18 protein-coding genes and 1 tRNA gene are annotated in these 17712 nt (G+C 44.3%); 15 read left to right on the top strand and 4 right to left on the bottom strand.

From position 1 onward, the window contains the following. Positions 1-11 precede the first annotated feature (11 nt). From ACI3E1_RS01310 to ACI3E1_RS01280, 7 genes are all read left to right on the top strand, one after another. The gene (locus tag ACI3E1_RS01310) at positions 12-905 is read left to right on the top strand and encodes a hypothetical protein (RefSeq protein WP_405023877.1); all 894 of its coding nucleotides are present in this window, start codon (positions 12-14) and stop codon (positions 903-905) included. A 183-nt stretch (positions 906-1088) separates the two neighbouring features. After that, positions 1089-2276, top strand: coding sequence for an elongation factor Tu (gene tuf / locus ACI3E1_RS01305; RefSeq protein WP_405023876.1), 1188 nt, complete (start codon positions 1089-1091; stop codon positions 2274-2276). A 155-nt stretch (positions 2277-2431) separates the two neighbouring features. Further along, positions 2432-3751, top strand: coding sequence for a trigger factor (gene tig, locus ACI3E1_RS01300; RefSeq protein ID WP_405023875.1), 1320 nt, complete (start codon positions 2432-2434; stop codon positions 3749-3751). A 165-nt stretch (positions 3752-3916) separates the two neighbouring features. Further along, on the top strand, positions 3917-5179 hold the full coding sequence (gene clpX / locus ACI3E1_RS01295) for an ATP-dependent Clp protease ATP-binding subunit ClpX (RefSeq protein ID WP_405023874.1): 1263 nt from the start codon (positions 3917-3919) through the stop codon (positions 5177-5179). A gap of 12 nt (positions 5180-5191) precedes the next feature. Further along, a complete protein-coding gene (gene gndA, locus ACI3E1_RS01290; RefSeq protein WP_405023873.1) occupies positions 5192-6616 on the top strand; it encodes an NADP-dependent phosphogluconate dehydrogenase in 1425 nt (474 codons plus the stop codon). A gap of 177 nt (positions 6617-6793) precedes the next feature. Next, positions 6794-7480: a response regulator transcription factor gene (locus ACI3E1_RS01285; protein WP_405023872.1), complete on the top strand. Its 687-nt coding sequence runs from the start codon at positions 6794-6796 to the stop codon at positions 7478-7480. Further along, complete coding sequence (locus ACI3E1_RS01280; RefSeq protein ID WP_405023871.1) at positions 7480-8949, top strand: ATP-binding protein; 1470 nt, start codon at positions 7480-7482, stop codon at positions 8947-8949. Before ACI3E1_RS01285 ends, ACI3E1_RS01280 begins: the two co-directional genes overlap by 1 nt. Before the next feature lie 139 nt (positions 8950-9088). On the opposite strand, the gene yidC is transcribed toward ACI3E1_RS01280, so the two are convergent. Together yidC and ACI3E1_RS01270 are read right to left on the bottom strand one after the other, a co-directional pair. Next, positions 9089-9997, bottom strand: a complete 909-nt coding sequence (yidC, locus tag ACI3E1_RS01275) for a membrane protein insertase YidC (RefSeq protein WP_405023870.1) — start codon at positions 9995-9997, stop codon at positions 9089-9091. A 79-nt stretch (positions 9998-10076) separates the two neighbouring features. Continuing rightward, positions 10077-10355 carry an acylphosphatase gene (locus ACI3E1_RS01270; protein ID WP_405023869.1) on the bottom strand — a complete coding sequence of 93 codons (279 nt, stop codon included), beginning with the start codon at positions 10353-10355 and terminating at the stop codon, positions 10077-10079. Positions 10356-10483: 128 nt separating this feature from the next. Here ACI3E1_RS01270 and ACI3E1_RS01265 point away from each other — a divergent pair, with 128 nt between their 5' ends. The 6 genes from ACI3E1_RS01265 (at position 10484) to ACI3E1_RS01240 (ending at position 14505) form a co-directional block, all read left to right on the top strand. Continuing rightward, entirely contained in the window at positions 10484-11653 is a 1170-nt protein-coding gene (locus ACI3E1_RS01265) for a hydroxymethylglutaryl-CoA synthase (RefSeq protein ID WP_405023868.1), read from the top strand. A 97-nt stretch (positions 11654-11750) separates the two neighbouring features. Continuing rightward, on the top strand, positions 11751-12605 hold the full coding sequence (locus ACI3E1_RS01260; protein ID WP_405023867.1) for an exonuclease SbcC: 855 nt from the start codon (positions 11751-11753) through the stop codon (positions 12603-12605). Between the two features lie 12 nt (positions 12606-12617). Beyond that, a complete protein-coding gene (locus ACI3E1_RS01255) occupies positions 12618-13583 on the top strand; it encodes a hypothetical protein (protein WP_405023866.1) in 966 nt (321 codons plus the stop codon). A 12-nt stretch (positions 13584-13595) separates the two neighbouring features. Further along, entirely contained in the window at positions 13596-14063 is a 468-nt protein-coding gene (locus ACI3E1_RS01250; RefSeq protein ID WP_405023865.1) for a hypothetical protein, read from the top strand. A gap of 46 nt (positions 14064-14109) precedes the next feature. Continuing rightward, positions 14110-14183: transfer RNA gene (locus tag ACI3E1_RS01245), tRNA-Arg, on the top strand. Positions 14184-14220: 37 nt separating this feature from the next. Further along, positions 14221-14505 (top strand): hypothetical protein, encoded by a 285-nt coding sequence (locus ACI3E1_RS01240; RefSeq protein WP_405023864.1) that lies wholly within the window; start codon positions 14221-14223, stop codon positions 14503-14505. Positions 14506-14647: 142 nt separating this feature from the next. Here the strand turns inward: ACI3E1_RS01240 and ACI3E1_RS01235 are convergent, their stop codons facing one another. Both ACI3E1_RS01235 and ACI3E1_RS01230 read right to left on the bottom strand, forming a co-directional pair. After that, the gene (locus tag ACI3E1_RS01235) at positions 14648-15526 is read right to left on the bottom strand and encodes a sulfite exporter TauE/SafE family protein (RefSeq protein ID WP_405023863.1); all 879 of its coding nucleotides are present in this window, start codon (positions 15524-15526) and stop codon (positions 14648-14650) included. A 13-nt stretch (positions 15527-15539) separates the two neighbouring features. Further along, entirely contained in the window at positions 15540-16268 is a 729-nt protein-coding gene (locus tag ACI3E1_RS01230; RefSeq protein ID WP_405023862.1) for a deoxynucleoside kinase, read from the bottom strand. A 262-nt stretch (positions 16269-16530) separates the two neighbouring features. Between ACI3E1_RS01230 and ACI3E1_RS01225 the strand changes: the two genes are divergently transcribed. Together ACI3E1_RS01225 and ACI3E1_RS01220 are read left to right on the top strand one after the other, a co-directional pair. Further along, positions 16531-17214 carry a hypothetical protein gene (locus ACI3E1_RS01225; protein WP_405023861.1) on the top strand — a complete coding sequence of 228 codons (684 nt, stop codon included), beginning with the start codon at positions 16531-16533 and terminating at the stop codon, positions 17212-17214. Positions 17215-17265: 51 nt separating this feature from the next. Beyond that, positions 17266-17703: an arginine repressor gene (locus ACI3E1_RS01220; protein ID WP_405023860.1), complete on the top strand. Its 438-nt coding sequence runs from the start codon at positions 17266-17268 to the stop codon at positions 17701-17703. Positions 17704-17712 lie beyond the last annotated feature (9 nt).

Genomic DNA, 17712 nt, shown 5'->3' with positions numbered 1-17712 from the left:
GGAGGATATTAATGCCAGCGGATGACATAAAAGCGGGAATTCAAGCACTAAATGATGGTCAGTACCGAAGGGCAACAATTCTTTTAACGGCTTGTTATCAAAAAAACGCCACATTTCGAGTGAATTATTTACTAACACGAGCACTCGCTAAAATGGGAGATTATGTGGCAGCTTATGCAACTGCTAAGGATTATCCGCGGGAATACTTAGAGAATGACGATTATTTTGTCCAGTACATTGAGTACGGGTGCCAGGCAGGAGCTGTTCTTGAAATTGTAATGTTGCTCACGGAGATTAGCCACTTTTTGTCTGCTACCGAGAAAGAACGGTTTGGCGGGGTAATTAAACGGGCAACAATTCAGTATTGGAATAATCAATCTACGACAGCAACTCAGGTGATGAGTCAACTGGCCCATTGCGGTGGAGAAGGGGTGTTAATCCAACGCCAACGGGTAAAGGCGGCTAATGCGCTTACTCCACGGCAATTTGTGGATGCCAGTCGGCTTCCGTTAATTGACCCGGCAGTTCATCCACTTGTTCGGGCAACCCTAATGGATGATTTGCGGCGACTAGCTGTTTTTCGCCACATAATGACTCAACCGTTAATCGGTTCGCCACAAAGGGTTGTTCCAGGGAGCCTTGATGCACTTGACGATGCGCCAGTTGTCCGTCATTACTATCAGGAGATTATTGAGTGTGAAAGTGAAGAACCACTCGCGCTTCGGTTACAACGGTACGCTGAGGTGCGATTAAAGTTAATGGTTTTATATCCCTTTCAGGATGATGTAATTAATGATGCAGAGCGGTGGCGATTGATTCTGTTGAATCAACAAGATGAACTTTCAACTAAGGAGCGGGAAAAGGCGCACCTTTTGGAAAGAACCATTCAACAGTGGCGGGTATAGAAAATTAATGATAAGTATTTACAAATAGAGAATGCCTCTATATAATCGACTACGGAATTCTTCTTCCGGAGGAGTGGAGCGGAGTTTTCGTTGCATTCTAATTAGGAAGTAGTATAATAAACACTAAAGTAATTATCGGCTTTTGCGCGGGTAATTCTTGTAAAATTACAGGAGGTTCGTATAATGGCTAAAGAACATTACGAAAGAACAAAACCCCATGTAAACATCGGTACGATTGGCCACGTTGACCATGGGAAGACGACTTTAACGGCTGCAATCACGAAGGTACTGTCAGAAAAGGGTCTGGCTCAGGCTGAGGACTACGCTGACATTGATGCAGCTCCTGAAGAAAAGGAACGTGGTATCACGATCAACACCGCCCATGTTGAATATGAAACGGAAAAGCGTCACTATGCCCACATTGATGCTCCAGGGCATGCTGACTATGTTAAGAACATGATTACTGGTGCTGCTCAGATGGATGGTGCCATCCTGGTTGTTGCTGCTACTGATGGCCCAATGCCGCAGACGCGTGAACACATTTTGCTTGCTCGTCAGGTTGGTGTTGAATACATCGTTGTTTACCTCAACAAGACTGACTTAGTTGATGATGACGAACTGTTAGACTTGGTTGAAATGGAAGTTCGTGACCTTCTTAGCGAGTATGACTTCCCTGGTGACGATATTCCGGTTATCCGTGGTTCAGCTCTGAAGGCCCTTGAGGGTGATGAGAAGGAACAGGAAACGATTATGAAGTTAATGGACACCATTGACGAATACATTCCAACGCCAGAACGTCCAACGGACAAGCCGTTCTTGATGCCTGTTGAAGACGTCTTTACGATTACTGGTCGTGGGACCGTTGCTTCAGGGCGTATCGACCGTGGGACTGTTAAGGTCGGTGACGAAGTTGAAATTATCGGTTTAACGGACAAAGTTCTTAAGACGACGGTTACGGGTGTTGAAATGTTCCGGAAGACTCTTGACCTTGGGGAAGCCGGTGACAACATTGGTGCACTCCTTCGTGGAATCGACCATGACCAAGTTGAACGTGGACAGGTGCTTGCGGCTCCTGGTTCAATCCAGACGCACACTAAGTTCAAGGGTGAGGTTTACGTGTTGACGAAGGAAGAAGGCGGTCGGCACACACCGTTCTTCTCAAACTACCGTCCTCAGTTCTACTTCCATACAACGGATGTTACGGGTGTTATCGAATTGCCAGAGGGTGTAGAAATGGTGATGCCTGGTGACAACGTTACGTTCAGTGTCGAACTGATTAAGCCGGTTGCCCTTGAAAAGGGAACGAAATTCACGGTTCGTGAAGGTGGCCGGACTGTTGGTGCCGGTGTGGTTTCAGAAATCGTTGAATAATATTACGGCCTAATGGCTAAAAAAGAGGGTTGTGACTGCGTTCACGACCCTTTTTTTATTACAAGGAATCATTTACTTTTTTTCGCGGGTACGGTAAACTGATTAAGTATGCAAGTAGCTTATTATTTGCGAATTAATAGCTCGGAGGTAGGACAATGTCTGTTAAATGGGAAAAAGAAGACGGTACAAATGAGGGGAAATTAACTTTCGAAATTGCACCGGAAAAAATTAAGGAAGGGTTGGATATCGCGTTCAACCGTGTAAAGAAGAATCTGAATGTGCCTGGATTTCGGAAGGGTCGGGTGCCACGGCAGATCTTTAACCGGATGTACGGTGAAGAAGCGCTTTATCAGGATGCGCTCAATGCTTTACTTCCAAATGCATATGCTGATGCTGTTCAGGAAGCTGGAATTAAGCCGGTTGCCCAGCCAGAAGTAAACGTTGAATCGATGGAAAAGGATGCAGCGTGGGTTTTAAGTGCTAAGGTTACCGTTGAGCCAGAGGTTGAGCTTGGTCAGTACAAGAACCTTGAAGTTACCCCGCACTCAACCCGTGTTCTTAAAGCAGATGTTGAGGCCGAATTAGAGCGACGGCGGCAGCAGCAAGCAGAACTTGTTTTAAAGGAAGACCAGCCTGCTGAAAAGGGCGATACCGTTGTAATTGATTTTGATGGTAAGGTTGACGGTGAATCATTTGAAGGTGGCAAGGCAGATAACTATTCACTTGAACTTGGCTCAAATGCCTTCATTCCTGGTTTTGAAGATCAGTTGATTGGTCACAAGGCAGGCGACAAGGTTGAGGTTAAGGTGACGTTCCCGGACGATTACCAAGCTAAGGACCTTCAAGGGAAGGATGCCGTCTTTGAAACAGAAATCCATGAAGTTAAGGAGAAGGAGTTACCGGAACTTGACGATGAGTTTGCCAAGGACGTTGACGAGGACGTTGATTCTCTTGAAGAGTTAAAGGCAAAGATTAAGGATGAGTTGAAGGAACAGAAGGTTCAGGCCGCCCGGGAAGCTATTCAGGATGAAGCGGTTGATGAAGCGGTTGCAAACGCTAGGATTGGTGACATCCCAGAACAGATGATTGAAGATGACGTTCAACGGCAGATGGACCAGTACTTTGCTGGAATGCAGCAGCAAGGTGTTACGCCGGACACGTACTTCAAGCTGACTGGAACTTCTGAAGAAGAGATGCGGAAGAACCTGCGGGACGGTGCCGAAAAGCGGGTTAAGACGAACCTTGTTCTGGAGGCAATCGTTACTAAGGAAAAGATTGACCCGTCAGAGGACGAAATCAATGATGAATTGAAGAGTCTTGCAGAGCAGTACAACATGGATGTTAAGGCCGTTCGCTCTGCTCTTTCAGACGATATGTTAAAGCATGATATTGCCATCCGGAAGGTTGTTGATGAAATTACGGATTCTGCTAAGCAGACCAAAAAGGAATCAAAGGATGACAAGGAGTCAAAGTAAACCCTAAGGGGGAACTTTGATTGCAGACCCCGTAAAGGAATTATTCCTTTGCGGGGTTTTATAGATGGACAAAGAAATACACAGAATGATGGGTTGTTCGGATAGCACCTGAAAGCCTTTTTTGCTAGAATAAAAGAGAAGTTTAACCAGGGGAGAGGTTTGTTGATGCAAGAAGACAAGGAAAATACAAAGACAGTTGCGACCTGTTCTTTCTGTGGTAAGACTGAAGATCAGGTCGAAAGTATGATCTCTGGCCCGGGGGTGTTCATTTGTAATGAATGCGTTGCACTTGCGCAGGCGATCATTACGGATGAACGAAAGGCCCAAACAAAAGAGGAGTTGGGACGGATTCCAACGCCCCGGGAGATTGTTGCTTTCCTTGATCAGTACGTTATTGGTCAAACTGAAACAAAAAAGACCCTTGCTGTTGCCGTCTATAATCACTATAAGCGGGTTAATGCAGCTTTGGATGCTGATGATAATGATACTGAACTTCAAAAGAGTAATATTTGTTTAGTGGGACCGACTGGTTCAGGAAAGACCTTTATGGCCCAAAACTTAGCACGGATGTTAAACGTTCCGTTTGCGATTGCCGATGCGACTACTCTGACTGAGGCGGGATATGTTGGGGAAGACGTTGAGAACATCCTATTAAAGCTTCTCCAAAATGCTGATTATGATGTTGAGCGGGCGCAACACGGAATTATCTACATTGATGAGATTGACAAAATTGCAAAAAAGAGTGAGAACGTTTCAATCACGCGTGATGTATCAGGAGAAGGGGTTCAACAGGCTTTGTTGAAAATTCTGGAAGGAACCGTCGCCAACGTTCCACCGCAGGGGGGACGGAAACACCCGCAACAGGAATTTATCCAAGTGGATACGACTAACATTCTCTTTATTGTTGGGGGAGCGTTTGACGGAATTGAAACGATTGTTAAAAACCGATTAGGGGATAAAACAATTGGTTTTGGAACAGACTCTAAGAATCAGTTGGATGACTCTAAGAGTATTATGCAGCAGGTGATTCCAGAAGATCTCTTAAAATTCGGACTAATTCCTGAATTTATCGGTCGTTTACCAATTTTAACGGCCCTGGAAAAGTTAACGCAGGATGATTTGGTTCGCATCCTCAAGGAGCCAAAGAATGCGCTCGTTAAACAGTACCAGCGGCTGCTTGAACTTGATGGGGTTAAGTTAAAATTTGATGATGACGCCTTGCAGGAGATGGCGCGTCAAGCAATCGAACGGAATACTGGTGCCCGGGGATTACGGTCAATCATCGAAGCGACAATGCGGGATGTGATGTATGATATTCCGAGTCATGATGATATCACGCAGGTAACGATTACACGGGATACAGTACTAGGTAAAAAGCGCCCGTCAGTTAAGAAAAAAGTAACAGGTAAAACTGCGACGAAAGGCTAGGAGGTCATTTTAATGGATAAACCACAAATTGGTGTTGTAGGGATGGCAGTAATGGGGAAAAACCTTGCGCTTAATATTGAAGATAAGGGGTATACCGTCGCTGTTTATGATTGGGATTCGAGTTACACGAAGAAGGCAATGGCGGATCATCCGGATAAACGGTTTGTGCCAAGCTACTCAATCGAAGATTTTGTTAACTCGCTTGAACGGCCGCGGAAGATTTTGATGATGGTTAAAGCAGGGGCCCCAACGGATTCCACGATTCATAACTTGTTACCTTATCTGGATAAGGGTGATATTTTAATCGACGGGGGTAACACCTTCTTTAAGGACACAATTCGGCGGAACAAGGAATTAGATAATTCCGGAATTAACTTTATTGGAATGGGGACTTCTGGTGGTCAGAAGGGGGCGCTCCATGGACCTTCCTTAATGCCTGGAGGGCAACGAGAAGCTTATGATTTGGTTGCTCCAATTCTTAAGCAAATCGCTGCTAAGGCGGATGATGGTGAGCCATGTGTTACGTATATTGGGCCTAACGGGGCAGGACATTACGTTAAGATGGTGCATAATGGAATTGAATACGGCGATATGGAATTAATCGCTGAAAGTTACAACATTATGCGGAACCTATTAGGGATGAGCGTGGCGGAAATTGCTGATGTTTTCAATGACTGGCGTGACTCAGAGCTTAATAGTTACCTAATTGACATTACGGCGAAAATTTTGACTTGTCCGGATGATTTAGATACCGGGAAGCCGGTAATTGACGTAATCTTAGACCGGGCAGGAAATAAGGGAACCGGAAAGTGGAGCTCTCAGAGTGCTTTGGAATTAGGAGTTCCGCAGTCCTTAATTACTGAATCAGTATACGCACGGTACATCTCGGCAATGAAGGATGAGCGGGTAACGGCAAGCAAACAGCTTAAGGCGCCAGCTAAGTTTGATGCGAGCGGATTAGATACGAAGCAGGTTATTGATCAGTTACGGCAGGCGCTTTATTTCAGTAAGATTATGAGTTACGCTCAGGGATTTGAACAGATCCGGGTTGCTTCGGAACACTATAACTGGAGCATTAATTACGGCAATTTAGCAAAGATTTGGCGGAATGGTTGCATTATTCGAGCCCAATTCCTTCAGAAGATTACCGATGCGTTTGCGCGCGATGCACAGTTAAAAAACCTGCTCCTCGACCCATACTTTACTAGGATTGCCGCTGATTATCAGCAGGCAACCCGGCAGATTGCCGCGTTGGCTGTTCAGGCAGGGGTGCCATGTCCGGGATATACGGCAGCAATTACGTACTATGATCAGTATCGGTCAGCGGTTCTTCCAGCCAACATGATTCAAGCACAACGGGACTACTTTGGGGCGCATACGTATGAACGGAACGACCGTGAAGGGACGTTCCACTACAAGTGGTACCACGAAGAATAGGAGCATTTTTTAAGTAACAACGTAATCCCCCACTTTGTTATCTACCTTGAATTGTAGTGGGTAACGGAGCGGGGGATTAGTTTATCAACGATGTTATGAATTTATTGGTAACAATGGTAAAATAAGCGGTGACAATTGATAATACGGGTTTGTCAGGAACCTAATAGGAGTGATAGAATGAGCCGGATTTTGATTATTGAGGATGAAAAAAACCTTGCCCGGTTTGTTGAATTGGAATTACAACATGAAGGTTACGAAACAGCCGCATGTAAGAACGGGCGGGAAGGATTAGAACTGGCCCTTAACGAGGACTGGGATGCTATTCTACTTGATTTAATGTTACCAGAGTTAAACGGATTGGAAGTATGCCGGCGGATCCGCCAGGTGAAGACAACGCCAATTATAATGATGACGGCGCGGGATTCAGTTATTGATCGTGTCTCAGGGTTGGATCACGGTGCGGATGACTATATTGTAAAGCCATTTGCGATTGAAGAGTTATTGGCTAGATTGCGGGCAGTTCTTCGCCGGGTTAAACTTGAAAGTACGCAAAACGAAAATCAGCAAACGCTTGTTAAATTTAAGGATCTCACGATTGAAAAAGAAAACCGGATTGTACGCCGGGGAGATGAAATAATCGAATTAACCAAGCGGGAATACGAGTTGTTGCTCGTTTTAATGGAGAACGTAAACGTTGTTCTGGCGCGTGACGTCCTCTTACGGAAGGTATGGGGGTACGAGAGTCAGATTGAAACGAACGTTGTTGATGTTTATATTCGGTATCTTCGGAATAAAATTGACCGCCCAGGAGAAGATAGTTATATCCAAACCGTTCGGGGAACCGGATATGTAATGCGGTCGTAATGATGAAACGCGTTGGAAATCAGCAGGTTACGCAACGGCGGTTTATGTCGATTAAGGTGAAATGGGCGGTTGGAACCGGTCTTGGGGTATTGGTAATCTTTGCTATTTTTGCTCTGCTTCTCTTCCAAAGTTTCTCAAGTTTACTATTACGAGAACAACGTCAAGAAACGCAGACGGTGGTTCAGGCGGTTACCAGCCGGTTAAATACAACCACTGAAATGACGCCAGCAACTGTTCGGACGGCTCTTGGACGCCAGCACCAAACGGGTAATTATCAGCATGATGTGTATTCGACCCTTGCGCAACGAAATCTTTGTGCAACGGTATATGGGCCAACAGGACGGTTACTGTTTATGACGCATAAACCGGCAGTGTCGTTTTATAGGCATGCCCCAGAAGAGCGGGTTACTACAGTTCAGCATCATACGGTATTGGTATTAAAGCAGCCTGTCCGGGGGAAAAATAATCAGTTGCAAGGATATGTTCAGGTTGAACGGCGATTGCAGGCATATGATCAAACACGCATTCGGTTAGCGGTTACGTTTTTAATCTTAGGGATAACGGCTGCGTTTGCGAGTGCTTTGTTAGCATATGGATTAGCAGCATGGTTTATTCGTCCAATTGACGCGATTAATACTACAATTGGTAAGATTAATGCTGATGATGAGGGACAAGCGCTGGCAAACGTTCGCGTTCCAGTGATGTCGACCAATGATGAACTCACGGAGCTTGCTGTTCTGTTTAATGATATGTTGAACCGAATGAACCGGTACGTTGAACAGCAACAGCAGTTTGTTGAGGATGTCTCACACGAACTCCGGACCCCAGTGGCCATTATTCAGGGTCACTTAGACATGTTAAACAGGTGGGGGAAAGACGATCCTGAGATTCTAACGGAGTCGATTAGCGCATCGTTGCAGGAAATTAACCGTATGAAAAGTCTTGTGCAGGAAATGCTTGATTTAACCAGGGCTGAACAGATTGAGGTTCATTTTGGGGACGAATTAACGGATGTTCGGGAAGTTGGAATTCAGACGTTCAATAACATTCGAATGATTCATCCGGACTTTGACTTTGTTTTGGACAACGAGCTAACTGGGCCGACGATGGTTAATGTTTACCGGAATCATTTTGAACAGATTTTAATTATTCTACTGGATAATGCCGTTAAGTATTCCCAAAAGCGAAAAGAGATTCATGTTTCTATGGACCGGGATGAACGTAGTGTGCAGATTGTTGTACAGGATTTTGGGGAAGGAATTGCTCCTGAAAATATTAAAAAAATCTTCAACCGGTTCTATCGGGTGGATAAAGCACGGAGTCGGGATAAGGGAGGCAATGGTCTTGGATTAGCAATTGCCCAGCGCCTAGTTGAGGGGTATCGCGGTGAGATCACCGTTGAAAGCGTTCTGGGCCATGGTTCACTTTTCCGGATTACCCTTCCACTTGCTAAAACGAATACCGGGTGATTGAAAAACGAGCAAGAAACGAAAGGTTTAGGTGCCATATTACTTCTGAACGATTTGGTACTACTTAAATAACCGTGGTGGAAGGTTGTTACCTCCACCACGGTTATTTTCATTGTTTAGCTATGTCTATTATTTTTGGTTATTCTTCTTCTCGGTGTTGTTTACCAGCATTGCGTTCCCGGTTACTTAACTCGGATTGTTGTTCTACTTGTTGTTCAATCTTTTCTTCCTTGGGAAGGGCGATTGATTCTGGAGGAACTACTTCGAACTCGGCTGCTAAGCGTTTTTCAATTCGGGGCCGCATTAAAACGATGATTAATGTTTGGAGGCAGGCAAAAATTCCCCCAACAAAGAAGTACAGTCCTAATCCGGCTGGTGAAATATAGGTCATGAAACCAATCATTATTGGTGAGTAAAGCATCATGGCGTTCATCATTTTTTTCTGTTCCTTTGGCACGCCAATTGTTGCAAGCCACCCCTGAAGGGCATAAATTAGGAATGACAGCATTACTAGCCAGAAGCACCGGTGTCCCAAATTAATCCCCATAAAGGTTGAACGTGACAACTCAGGAGAATACTGAATGGCTGCATATAGCGCAGCAAAAATTGGCAGTTGGATAAGGAGAGGAAGGCATCCTATTCCCCCGGTCACTGAAATATCATTCCGTTTGTATAATTGCATTAATTGCTGACTGAGAGCCATTTGTTCGGCCTGAGATGAGACGTGTTGCATTTTTTCCTGGATTTGTTGCATGTATGGCTGAATTGCCTGCATTTTAACTTGCTGGATAGTTGCCTTTTTGGATTGTTGGACCATGATCGGCATCAAAATAAGGCGAACAGCAAACGTAATAAGGATAATTGACCACCCGTAACTTCCCCCTAAAAGGTTAGCCAGCCAATTTAAAAGGTGTTGGGTTGGAATTGCAAGGTGGGTATACGTCCACCCAATCGGACGACCGTGTGCGTCCCGCCGAACGCATCCGCCCAAAAGAAGCGCAATGCTACCGATTGTCGCTAAAATTAGCAACTTTTTCTTGTGTTTCATATGATTAAAATTGTCCTTTCGTGGGTTAACTAGTACTGCTTAATACTGTACTCCGAATAAGGCGTGGTTTTCAACCAGACTAATAATACGTTACCCGAAAATCATTGTAGGAAGCGGGGGCGATTTTTTCGCTTGTTAGGTGTGTGACGTGTCCTGCTGGGGTAGGGCATGCCTGAACTTGCTTAATAAATTGGCGAATGAGCTGCGCATTACCCTGAGCGATAATATCAACCGTTCCGTTTGGAAGGTTACAAACGGTTCCCTTAATTCCAAGTTCATCGGCAAGGGCTTTAGTACTGTAACGAAACCCCACCCCTTGTACAAGTCCGCTGACATTAAGATGAACGGCTTCTTCCATAATAAATTTGTCCTTTCGTTATCAAATTACTTTCATTATACCGTAGTTTACGGTAGGGGGTTATCTATAGGTTGAGAATTAATTTGTGCTATGATTATTGACAGCATGAGTTTCGGGAGGGATCAGAGATGAAGATTGGGATTGATCGCATTGCGTTTGCAACGAGCAATCAATTTGTTGATATGGCAGAGTTAGCTCACGCACGGCATGAGGATCCTAATAAGTATTTAATTGGGATTGGGCAAAAGAAAATGGCCGTTATTCCACCAACGCAGGATATTGTAACGATGGCTGCAAGTGCAGCTAACAAGGTTTTAGGCCCTGAAGAGCGGGCCCACTTAGGAATGATTCTCTTTGCGACTGAATCGGCTATCGATAATTCCAAGTCAGCCGCAGCGCCGTTGATTCGGCTTCTTGACCTTAATCCGCACGTGCGCGTTGCTGAATTGAAGCAGGCATGTTACACGGGAACGGCCGGATTACAGCTGGCGAAAGGGCAGGTTGCTCTTCATCCGGATCAGATTGTGCTAGTCATCGCTGCAGATATTGCACGGTATGGTTTAAAGACCCCTGGAGAACCAACTCAGGGAGGCGGTGCGGTTGCAATGACTGTCAAGGCAACTCCCCGGATTCTTGCGCTTGAGGATGATGCTGCCGTGGTTACGAAGGATATTATGGATTTTTGGCGGCCGTTTGGGTGTGATGCTGCATTTGTAGACGGTAAGTATTCAACTAAAGTCTATTTAGACTTTCTGGCTGATACATTTACTCATTACCAGGAAATGAATGGGCGGACAGTGGATGACTTCGCTGCGTTGCTGTTTCACCTGCCATTTACTAAACTTGGTTTAAAGGGCTTGCGCCAGTTAATTGCTGATGCTGATCTAAAAATAGGTGCGCGGTTGGCTCAGCAATTTGAGGCTGCTCGGGAGTATGGGAGTCAGGTTGGGAACCTGTATACTGGTTCATTATATCTAAGCTTAATTTCGTTATTAGAAAATAGTACAACGCTTCGTGCGGGAGAGCGAATTGGATTGTATAGTTACGGTTCTGGGGCGGAGGGTGAATTTTATTCTGGGATTCTCCAACCGGGATTTGCAGCACAGTTTACAACTAGGCCAACAGGACAGGCACTCGCTAGTCGGAAGCAAGTTAGTGTTCAAGAATATGAAAAACTGTATGACGCTGCCGTTCATGGCCCAGCAGAGAGTGCATTAAGTGCGGATGATGATCCGGCTGATTTTATCTTTACTGGTGTTCATAACCATATCCGGCAATACGAGCAACGGGGAAATTAAGCTTTTTGAGAAATGACGGGTTTGATAACGCCGTTAAATCTTGTAAAATAAAGACTGTAGTAACTTTGAGAAATCAAAGGTTTAAAGGAGAAGTTCGATGAGTAATGCGAACATCAACTTAACGGAAACTCAACCGTTAGTAAATAAAGTAACAAGTAAAATTGATTTTTTACAGCAACTTCAGCGGGCAATTGAAGCGCATGACGACCGTCAAGTATATGCGCTGGTTGACCAGCAACGGTATAACCACGAAATCCGGAAGAAGGATGACGAGAAACAGCTAGATAACACGGCGTTAATCAGCGATGTATTTCCCGAATTAAGTTCTTTCCTAAGTACCAAACTGGTTGAATATTTACACAGTGTATATCCGTTTTTCTACTTTGAAGAAACACCAGAAGGGCAATATCAGTTCTATTTTGGTAATTGGTGGGGCCGGCGATTATTTGGAACACTTGACGTATTAAATGTTAAGCTGGTTTTCGATGACGAAGAATATAAGAAAGTAGCAACGGCCTTTGCCCTTGAGGGAGAGCATAAACGCTACAATAGTGATCAAATTGATGAGTTATCTCAGGAAAACGACCGGTTGCAACAACTAATCGATGAGCAAGATAAGCGTGATCAACGAAAAGCTGAAATTCGGACGAAAATTCGACAACTTTCTCAGGAGAAGGGAATGTTTTTTGGCGGGACTAAGCAACGTGATGAGAAACAACGGCTGAATGCGGAATTATCTCACATAACCGCCCTCGATGAAGAGGCGGATAATGCTTATGACATGATTAAACAAAATAATGAGAAAGTCTTGGCGTTATCAAAGGAAGATACGCTAATTGGCTATGAGAAGCAGAGCATTGTTGACCAGTTTGGAAGTTTTAAGAACTTCGAACAGCGAAATAACTCGTTATACCGAGATTACATTGCTCAGTTAATTGCTGCCCAGAACTAGTAGGTGATCAAAATGAGTGACGAACAGGAAAAACGAGTAATTAATTCGCGTGAGCAGGGTGATGAGCTGAGCACAACCGGGCGGCTGATGAACTATAACGAGCAGCTTAAACGGGAATTAGGTAAGGGATTAGATTTTACACGTCAGCTTGACCGGTTAATTACAACCACGGATCCGCATGAATTATTTGCGGCTGCTGATAAATTAACAGCATTTCAATTGAATTCCGCTTACCTTATCTATCCCCAGCAGTTTAGTAAGGCTGATTACTACCTAATTTTTCTTAACCGGCTGCTTCAACAGCATCAAAACGAGGCCGTCACACTTCGGGCCGATGAAGACGCTGATGAGCTTTATCATGAATTTCCTGAAATTACGGAAGATGGCCATTTTACGTTTACGTTTGCTGATAACACTGAGCAAGGAGCGTATTACACTGAGCGGACAACGGGAAATGCGCTGTTCTATTTGAATTTTCAGGAAAAAGTTATGCGTATTAATAGTCATGCCGTGACGAATTTGATGGTCTTAGACTATACCAAGCGCTATCATTTTGAAGTGATTCACCGATTTGAGCAGTATCTATTGGCTATTGGAGAATACCTTCAGCAGGACTTTGATTTTGATGTTGACTTCAGTGTTCTTGATCCCGCAAACGGTCATTTCCATCCTTTTCGGCAGGCGGGGCGGCCAGAACAGGCGCTTGACAAGCTCTTTATTTTGGCTTCAAATGCGGGTCGAATGCTGACAACTAGTGGAGTTAATAATGCAGTTTTAGATTTAGGAATGGGGACGAGCGTTCAGATTATAGCCAACCCAAATGGTAAGGCAGCGCAGTGGGGGTTAGTCGTGACGGATGATCAACAACAGGTTTCATGGTTTGACCTTCTTTTTAAGTACGAATTCTTACGTGACTGGTATATGGAAAACATTGAAATCCTTGAAATTGCTGCCGATGCTCGTTATTTTAACGATTAGGGGTGGTTAGATATGGATATTGCACGGATGGCGCGATTAGCGTATCAAAGCGAGGTTCAGTCTGTTCTGCCCGTGCGGCATCCTTCGGAAAATGAGCGGTGGGCGAGCGGAATGGTTGCGGTAAATGTTGCGTTAGCGAACCTCATGCCGTTAGTTCGCCAACAAGAAAAGTTGGCGGATCAGTTATTAGCTACTTATTGTGAAGCTTTGCGTGCTTTTTTAGAAATTGCTAATGATAAGCAATGGACATCATTTTTATTTATTGATGACCAGCAATTAGCAGCCTTTCAAGAAAAGTGGACGAATAGGTCGGATAATGCAGTGTACTTAATTATGCAACAACAGCTTAATAAGAGTTATTTTGAACACCGCTATCAACCGTTTGTACGGGCATGGCATGTTTTCTTAAAATTTGGTTTTTCTCGGCTGCGCCTTGATCCGGTGACGGTTGAGGTGCAGTATGTGACGATGTTTAGTTAATTGACACTACCAGGAACGATTAAGTATAATGTTCCGGTAGTTTTATGGTTCGGTAGCTCAGCTGGATAGAGCATCCGCCTTCTAAGCGGGTTGTCGTGGGTTCGAGTCCCACCCGAATCATTGTGTGGCTAATTATTGATCTGTGAGGTGAACCGTGATGTTTTTGACAACCGGTGGAATTAATAATGCTTACGCAATTAAAGGAATTGTGAATGCAACCGTTAAGCGAACATTAACCGCGGAGGAAATTGATGCGGTGGACCAGTATGATGAATTATATACCGAAGTTAAGTCCAAATTAATTGAACGGGCGGTTACTAAGGAGGGGGACGGAATCATTAATGTTCGGTTTGAACCGCAGATCGTGCGTGTTTCGGTTGGCCCCAAGTATATGATGTTGCATGGTTACGGGACGGTTATTAAATTGGTACGGAACAAGTAATCAGGAAAAGGGTACGGAAAGTTATAATGCATGGCGGGGCTTTTGTTACTATTTTTAAATAACCTAATGTTAAAAAACGGATCATAAAATCTATCGTGATTTTATGATCCGTTTATTTTAACTAACCCTTTTTTGCTGACCATCAATTCGATGGTTCAGGATGAATTCCCCGGTAAAGCATCATTCCTGCAGTGTATATTAAAATTCCAATGACTAACCAGGTTAATAATTTGGTATTAAGGTTTTTGAATAGGGTAACTGCAATGATTACTCCAGGAATTGCGCCAAGTGCAATCCAGAAAGAAGCTTTTCGGTCATAATCTTCGTTCTTAATAAACTCTCGGCTAGCTACTGGTTGGAGTAATGCACAGGACGTCATCATAATTGGGAACGCGCACGCCGGGGTCAGTCCTAGAAGGTAGGTCAGGGCCATGCACGGGGCGTATAGCCCGATTCCAGCGGTCATTAATGCGCCCAAAATAAAGTTTCCTCCGATACCGAGTAAGAGACGTCCGCCCGTTAACCCAGTGGCGGTATTTCCCTGTCCGAGTGTCGCCATTACGCCGGTGATTTGCATTGTCATTAAGATTGCCGTTGCTAGTAATGCAATCCCCATAATAATACGGATACGACGTTCGTTAAAGTGCGCAATTATTCGAGAACCAATTGATGCGCCGATTATAGCAGCAAAAACCATGCTAATCAAGGTTATTCCGTTGACCTTAATGGTTCTAGCGAAAAGGGTCGCCTCTAATAAAACGGCAGCTGTACAACTAACGTTGAGCGTCCCCGGGAGTAGGCGGTCATTTTTAAGGGAATGCGTTATTTTTAATCCCAGCGTTGCAACGGCAAAGCTGCCAATACCGAGGGAATCTAAAAAGTTGGCAATAAACCCGATTATAGTAGCAACCCATTTGCCAGGTTGGTTAACGGTTTGCCAGTGATGATAGATATCGGTGAGAAAAATCTTCCAAAAATAAATACATCCGAGAACAAGAAATGTTCCAATAAGAAATGCCATATTAATTACTCCCTTAACTCTGTCGTTGTTGGTGAAGGGCGGCTGCTTCCTGCGATGACAGTGTTCCAAGGTGGACGAGCTGTTGTTCAATTTGGTCGAGTAATAGGTTTCGGTCTGCAGGACGTTCAACAAAATCATACTGGTCGCCATCAATAATCATTATCGGACTCCGGTTATAATTCTTTTCCCAGTTTGCGTAGTATTGTAGGAGGGTGTGGTAGTACTCAACGAGGGACGGATCTGTACTGATTTGCTCGTAATCCCGTCCCCGTTTCTCAATCCGATGAATCATGGTATCGTATGAAACCCGGATATAAATTAATAGGTCGTGAGTACTAGTGGATTTCATAGTATCAAGTTCCGTAAGCATATTATGCAGAAGTTCTTCGTATACCGATAGTTCAAGTTGCGTTGCGTTTCCCATATCCGTATTCATTTTCATGAACATTTCGTCTTCAAGAATGGAGCGATCAAGGATGTTATTTCGACCCGTAATTGCTTTTTTAATCATTGCGAAGCGCCGATTGATAAAAAAAGTCTGGAGTAGGTATGTGTACGGATTAGAAGCGTCTGGGTTGCCGTTTGCACGGGCCTTAGCAGCCTGCTCGTTTCCTTTATAAAAGAGGGGAAGAACGGGATTATCTGCGACGGGTTCGAAGAACGGAATTGTGTGTAACTCGTCAGCGAGAATGCGGGTAAGGGATGATTTCCCAGATCCAATTACGCCAGCAAGGGTAATCATAAGGTGCCTCCTAATTAACAAGTATTCTTAGTTAATTTTACTGATCAGTTGGTGAAGTTGCAACGGGAGGGAAAAAAGAAAATGCCCCCGGTAAATTATTTTCTCCAAAAATTCACAATTTACGTCAAAAATAGCATTATGCGAAATGCATGGATTATTGTATGCTCATAGCATAACTGTTTCTTTGCGAACGCCAGTAAAATGGTATTAAATTCCACTGGAGGTGGCAACGATAATTAATAGTATTAATAGGCAGAAAGTGTTGACCGCTTACTTTGAGCAGACAGCAATTTTTACACCGCCCCAGCAATCGTTTCTTTTTTACAGTCCTGAGGTCCAGGTCGTCGAATATGGACGCCGTGAAATTATTTGTCGTGAACACCCCCCGCACCACAACTTATATTATCTTTTCCGGGGATTTGTTGGGATGGCAACGAATGATATTGTGGGGAACCGGTTGGTTACTTTATTACCAGCACATCATTATTTCCCCCACGATGTTTATCAGCCAAACCATCCTCACTATCCGGTTGAGGTTCAAGTATATTCACCGGTCGTCCAAGCAATTATTTTTCCTCACCGCGTTGTTAAGGTTCTTCTTGAAAATAGTCCCGCATTTCAGCGCGAATTAGCGTATGATTTGTACAACCAGTTTCGAATGTTTCGAACATTGGTGGAATACGAAGAAAGTCCGGTAGTCCGCCTCCGGGTTCGAAAGGTACTTCAGTATTTGGGAAAGCACTTAGGACGGGATTCTAATGGAAGTTGTGTTTTACCGGTAACGGTAACGGGTGGTGTTTTGTCCCGGCTAGCGTGTATTTCACGAGCAACAATGGCGAAAAATATTAAACTCTTAGAGGATTTACATTTAATTGAACGGACCAGTGATGGAATTGTATTAACCGCCCGCTTTTTAGCAATGGCCGACGATGAACTTCTTCGCTAATTATCCTGAAAATTGGTATAATGTGCCTATATTTAGCGTAGGGAGGAGCACATGAAAAAGAATCAGCGGCAAGAATTAATTAAGCGCCTTATTCAACAAAATCGCGTTCGAACTCAGGAGCAGCTTCTTCAATTAATGATGAAGCAGGGGATTACCGTTACTCAGGGAACGGTCTCAAGTGATTTACGTGAGATGGGCGTGGTTAAGGAGCGGTTGGCTGATGGAACAAGTGTGTACGTTTCTGCTAAGGGAACAAAGGACCAATCTCGCACGGACATAATGGATTTGATTTTAACCGTCACACAAGTTGAGTTTTTATGCGTTATTAAGACGGCGCCCCAAGATGCTGACTTATTAGGTGTCTTGTTAGATGAGAGTTCATTTCCAGAGGTAATTGGCACACTTGCTGGTTATGATACCGTGGTAGTGATTAGTCACTCAAAGGCTGCAGCAGCACGTCTTGTTCAGCGGTTGCAGCCGGCTAACTAGAAATGGTTG

Source organism: Ligilactobacillus sp. LYQ139, assembly GCF_045033025.1.
GTDB lineage: Bacteria > Bacillota > Bacilli > Lactobacillales > Lactobacillaceae > Ligilactobacillus.
Note: the sequence above shows the minus strand (reverse complement) of the source record. Positions and strands in the feature narration are given on the sequence as shown.

Excerpts from the sequence above, each read along its gene's own strand:
- ACI3E1_RS01285 (WP_405023872.1), top strand. The coding sequence starts at position 6,794 with ATGAGCCGGATTTTGATTATTGAGGATGAAAAAAACCTTGCCCGGTTT.
- ACI3E1_RS01260 (WP_405023867.1), top strand. The coding sequence starts at position 11,751 with ATGAGTAATGCGAACATCAACTTAACGGAAACTCAACCGTTAGTAAAT.
- gndA (WP_405023873.1), top strand. The coding sequence starts at position 5,192 with ATGGATAAACCACAAATTGGTGTTGTAGGGATGGCAGTAATGGGGAAA.
- ACI3E1_RS01310 (WP_405023877.1), top strand. The coding sequence starts at position 12 with ATGCCAGCGGATGACATAAAAGCGGGAATTCAAGCACTAAATGATGGT.
- ACI3E1_RS01255 (WP_405023866.1), top strand. The coding sequence starts at position 12,618 with ATGAGTGACGAACAGGAAAAACGAGTAATTAATTCGCGTGAGCAGGGT.
- ACI3E1_RS01230 (WP_405023862.1), bottom strand. The coding sequence starts at position 16,268 with ATGATTACCCTTGCTGGCGTAATTGGATCTGGGAAATCATCCCTTACC.
- ACI3E1_RS01265 (WP_405023868.1), top strand. The coding sequence starts at position 10,484 with ATGAAGATTGGGATTGATCGCATTGCGTTTGCAACGAGCAATCAATTT.
- ACI3E1_RS01270 (WP_405023869.1), bottom strand. The coding sequence starts at position 10,355 with ATGGAAGAAGCCGTTCATCTTAATGTCAGCGGACTTGTACAAGGGGTG.
- ACI3E1_RS01235 (WP_405023863.1), bottom strand. The coding sequence starts at position 15,526 with ATGGCATTTCTTATTGGAACATTTCTTGTTCTCGGATGTATTTATTTT.
- yidC (WP_405023870.1), bottom strand. The coding sequence starts at position 9,997 with ATGAAACACAAGAAAAAGTTGCTAATTTTAGCGACAATCGGTAGCATT.
- ACI3E1_RS01280 (WP_405023871.1), top strand. The coding sequence starts at position 7,480 with ATGATGAAACGCGTTGGAAATCAGCAGGTTACGCAACGGCGGTTTATG.
- ACI3E1_RS01250 (WP_405023865.1), top strand. The coding sequence starts at position 13,596 with ATGGATATTGCACGGATGGCGCGATTAGCGTATCAAAGCGAGGTTCAG.
- tuf (WP_405023876.1), top strand. The coding sequence starts at position 1,089 with ATGGCTAAAGAACATTACGAAAGAACAAAACCCCATGTAAACATCGGT.
- tig (WP_405023875.1), top strand. The coding sequence starts at position 2,432 with ATGTCTGTTAAATGGGAAAAAGAAGACGGTACAAATGAGGGGAAATTA.
- clpX (WP_405023874.1), top strand. The coding sequence starts at position 3,917 with ATGCAAGAAGACAAGGAAAATACAAAGACAGTTGCGACCTGTTCTTTC.
- ACI3E1_RS01240 (WP_405023864.1), top strand. The coding sequence starts at position 14,221 with ATGTTTTTGACAACCGGTGGAATTAATAATGCTTACGCAATTAAAGGA.
- ACI3E1_RS01220 (WP_405023860.1), top strand. The coding sequence starts at position 17,266 with ATGAAAAAGAATCAGCGGCAAGAATTAATTAAGCGCCTTATTCAACAA.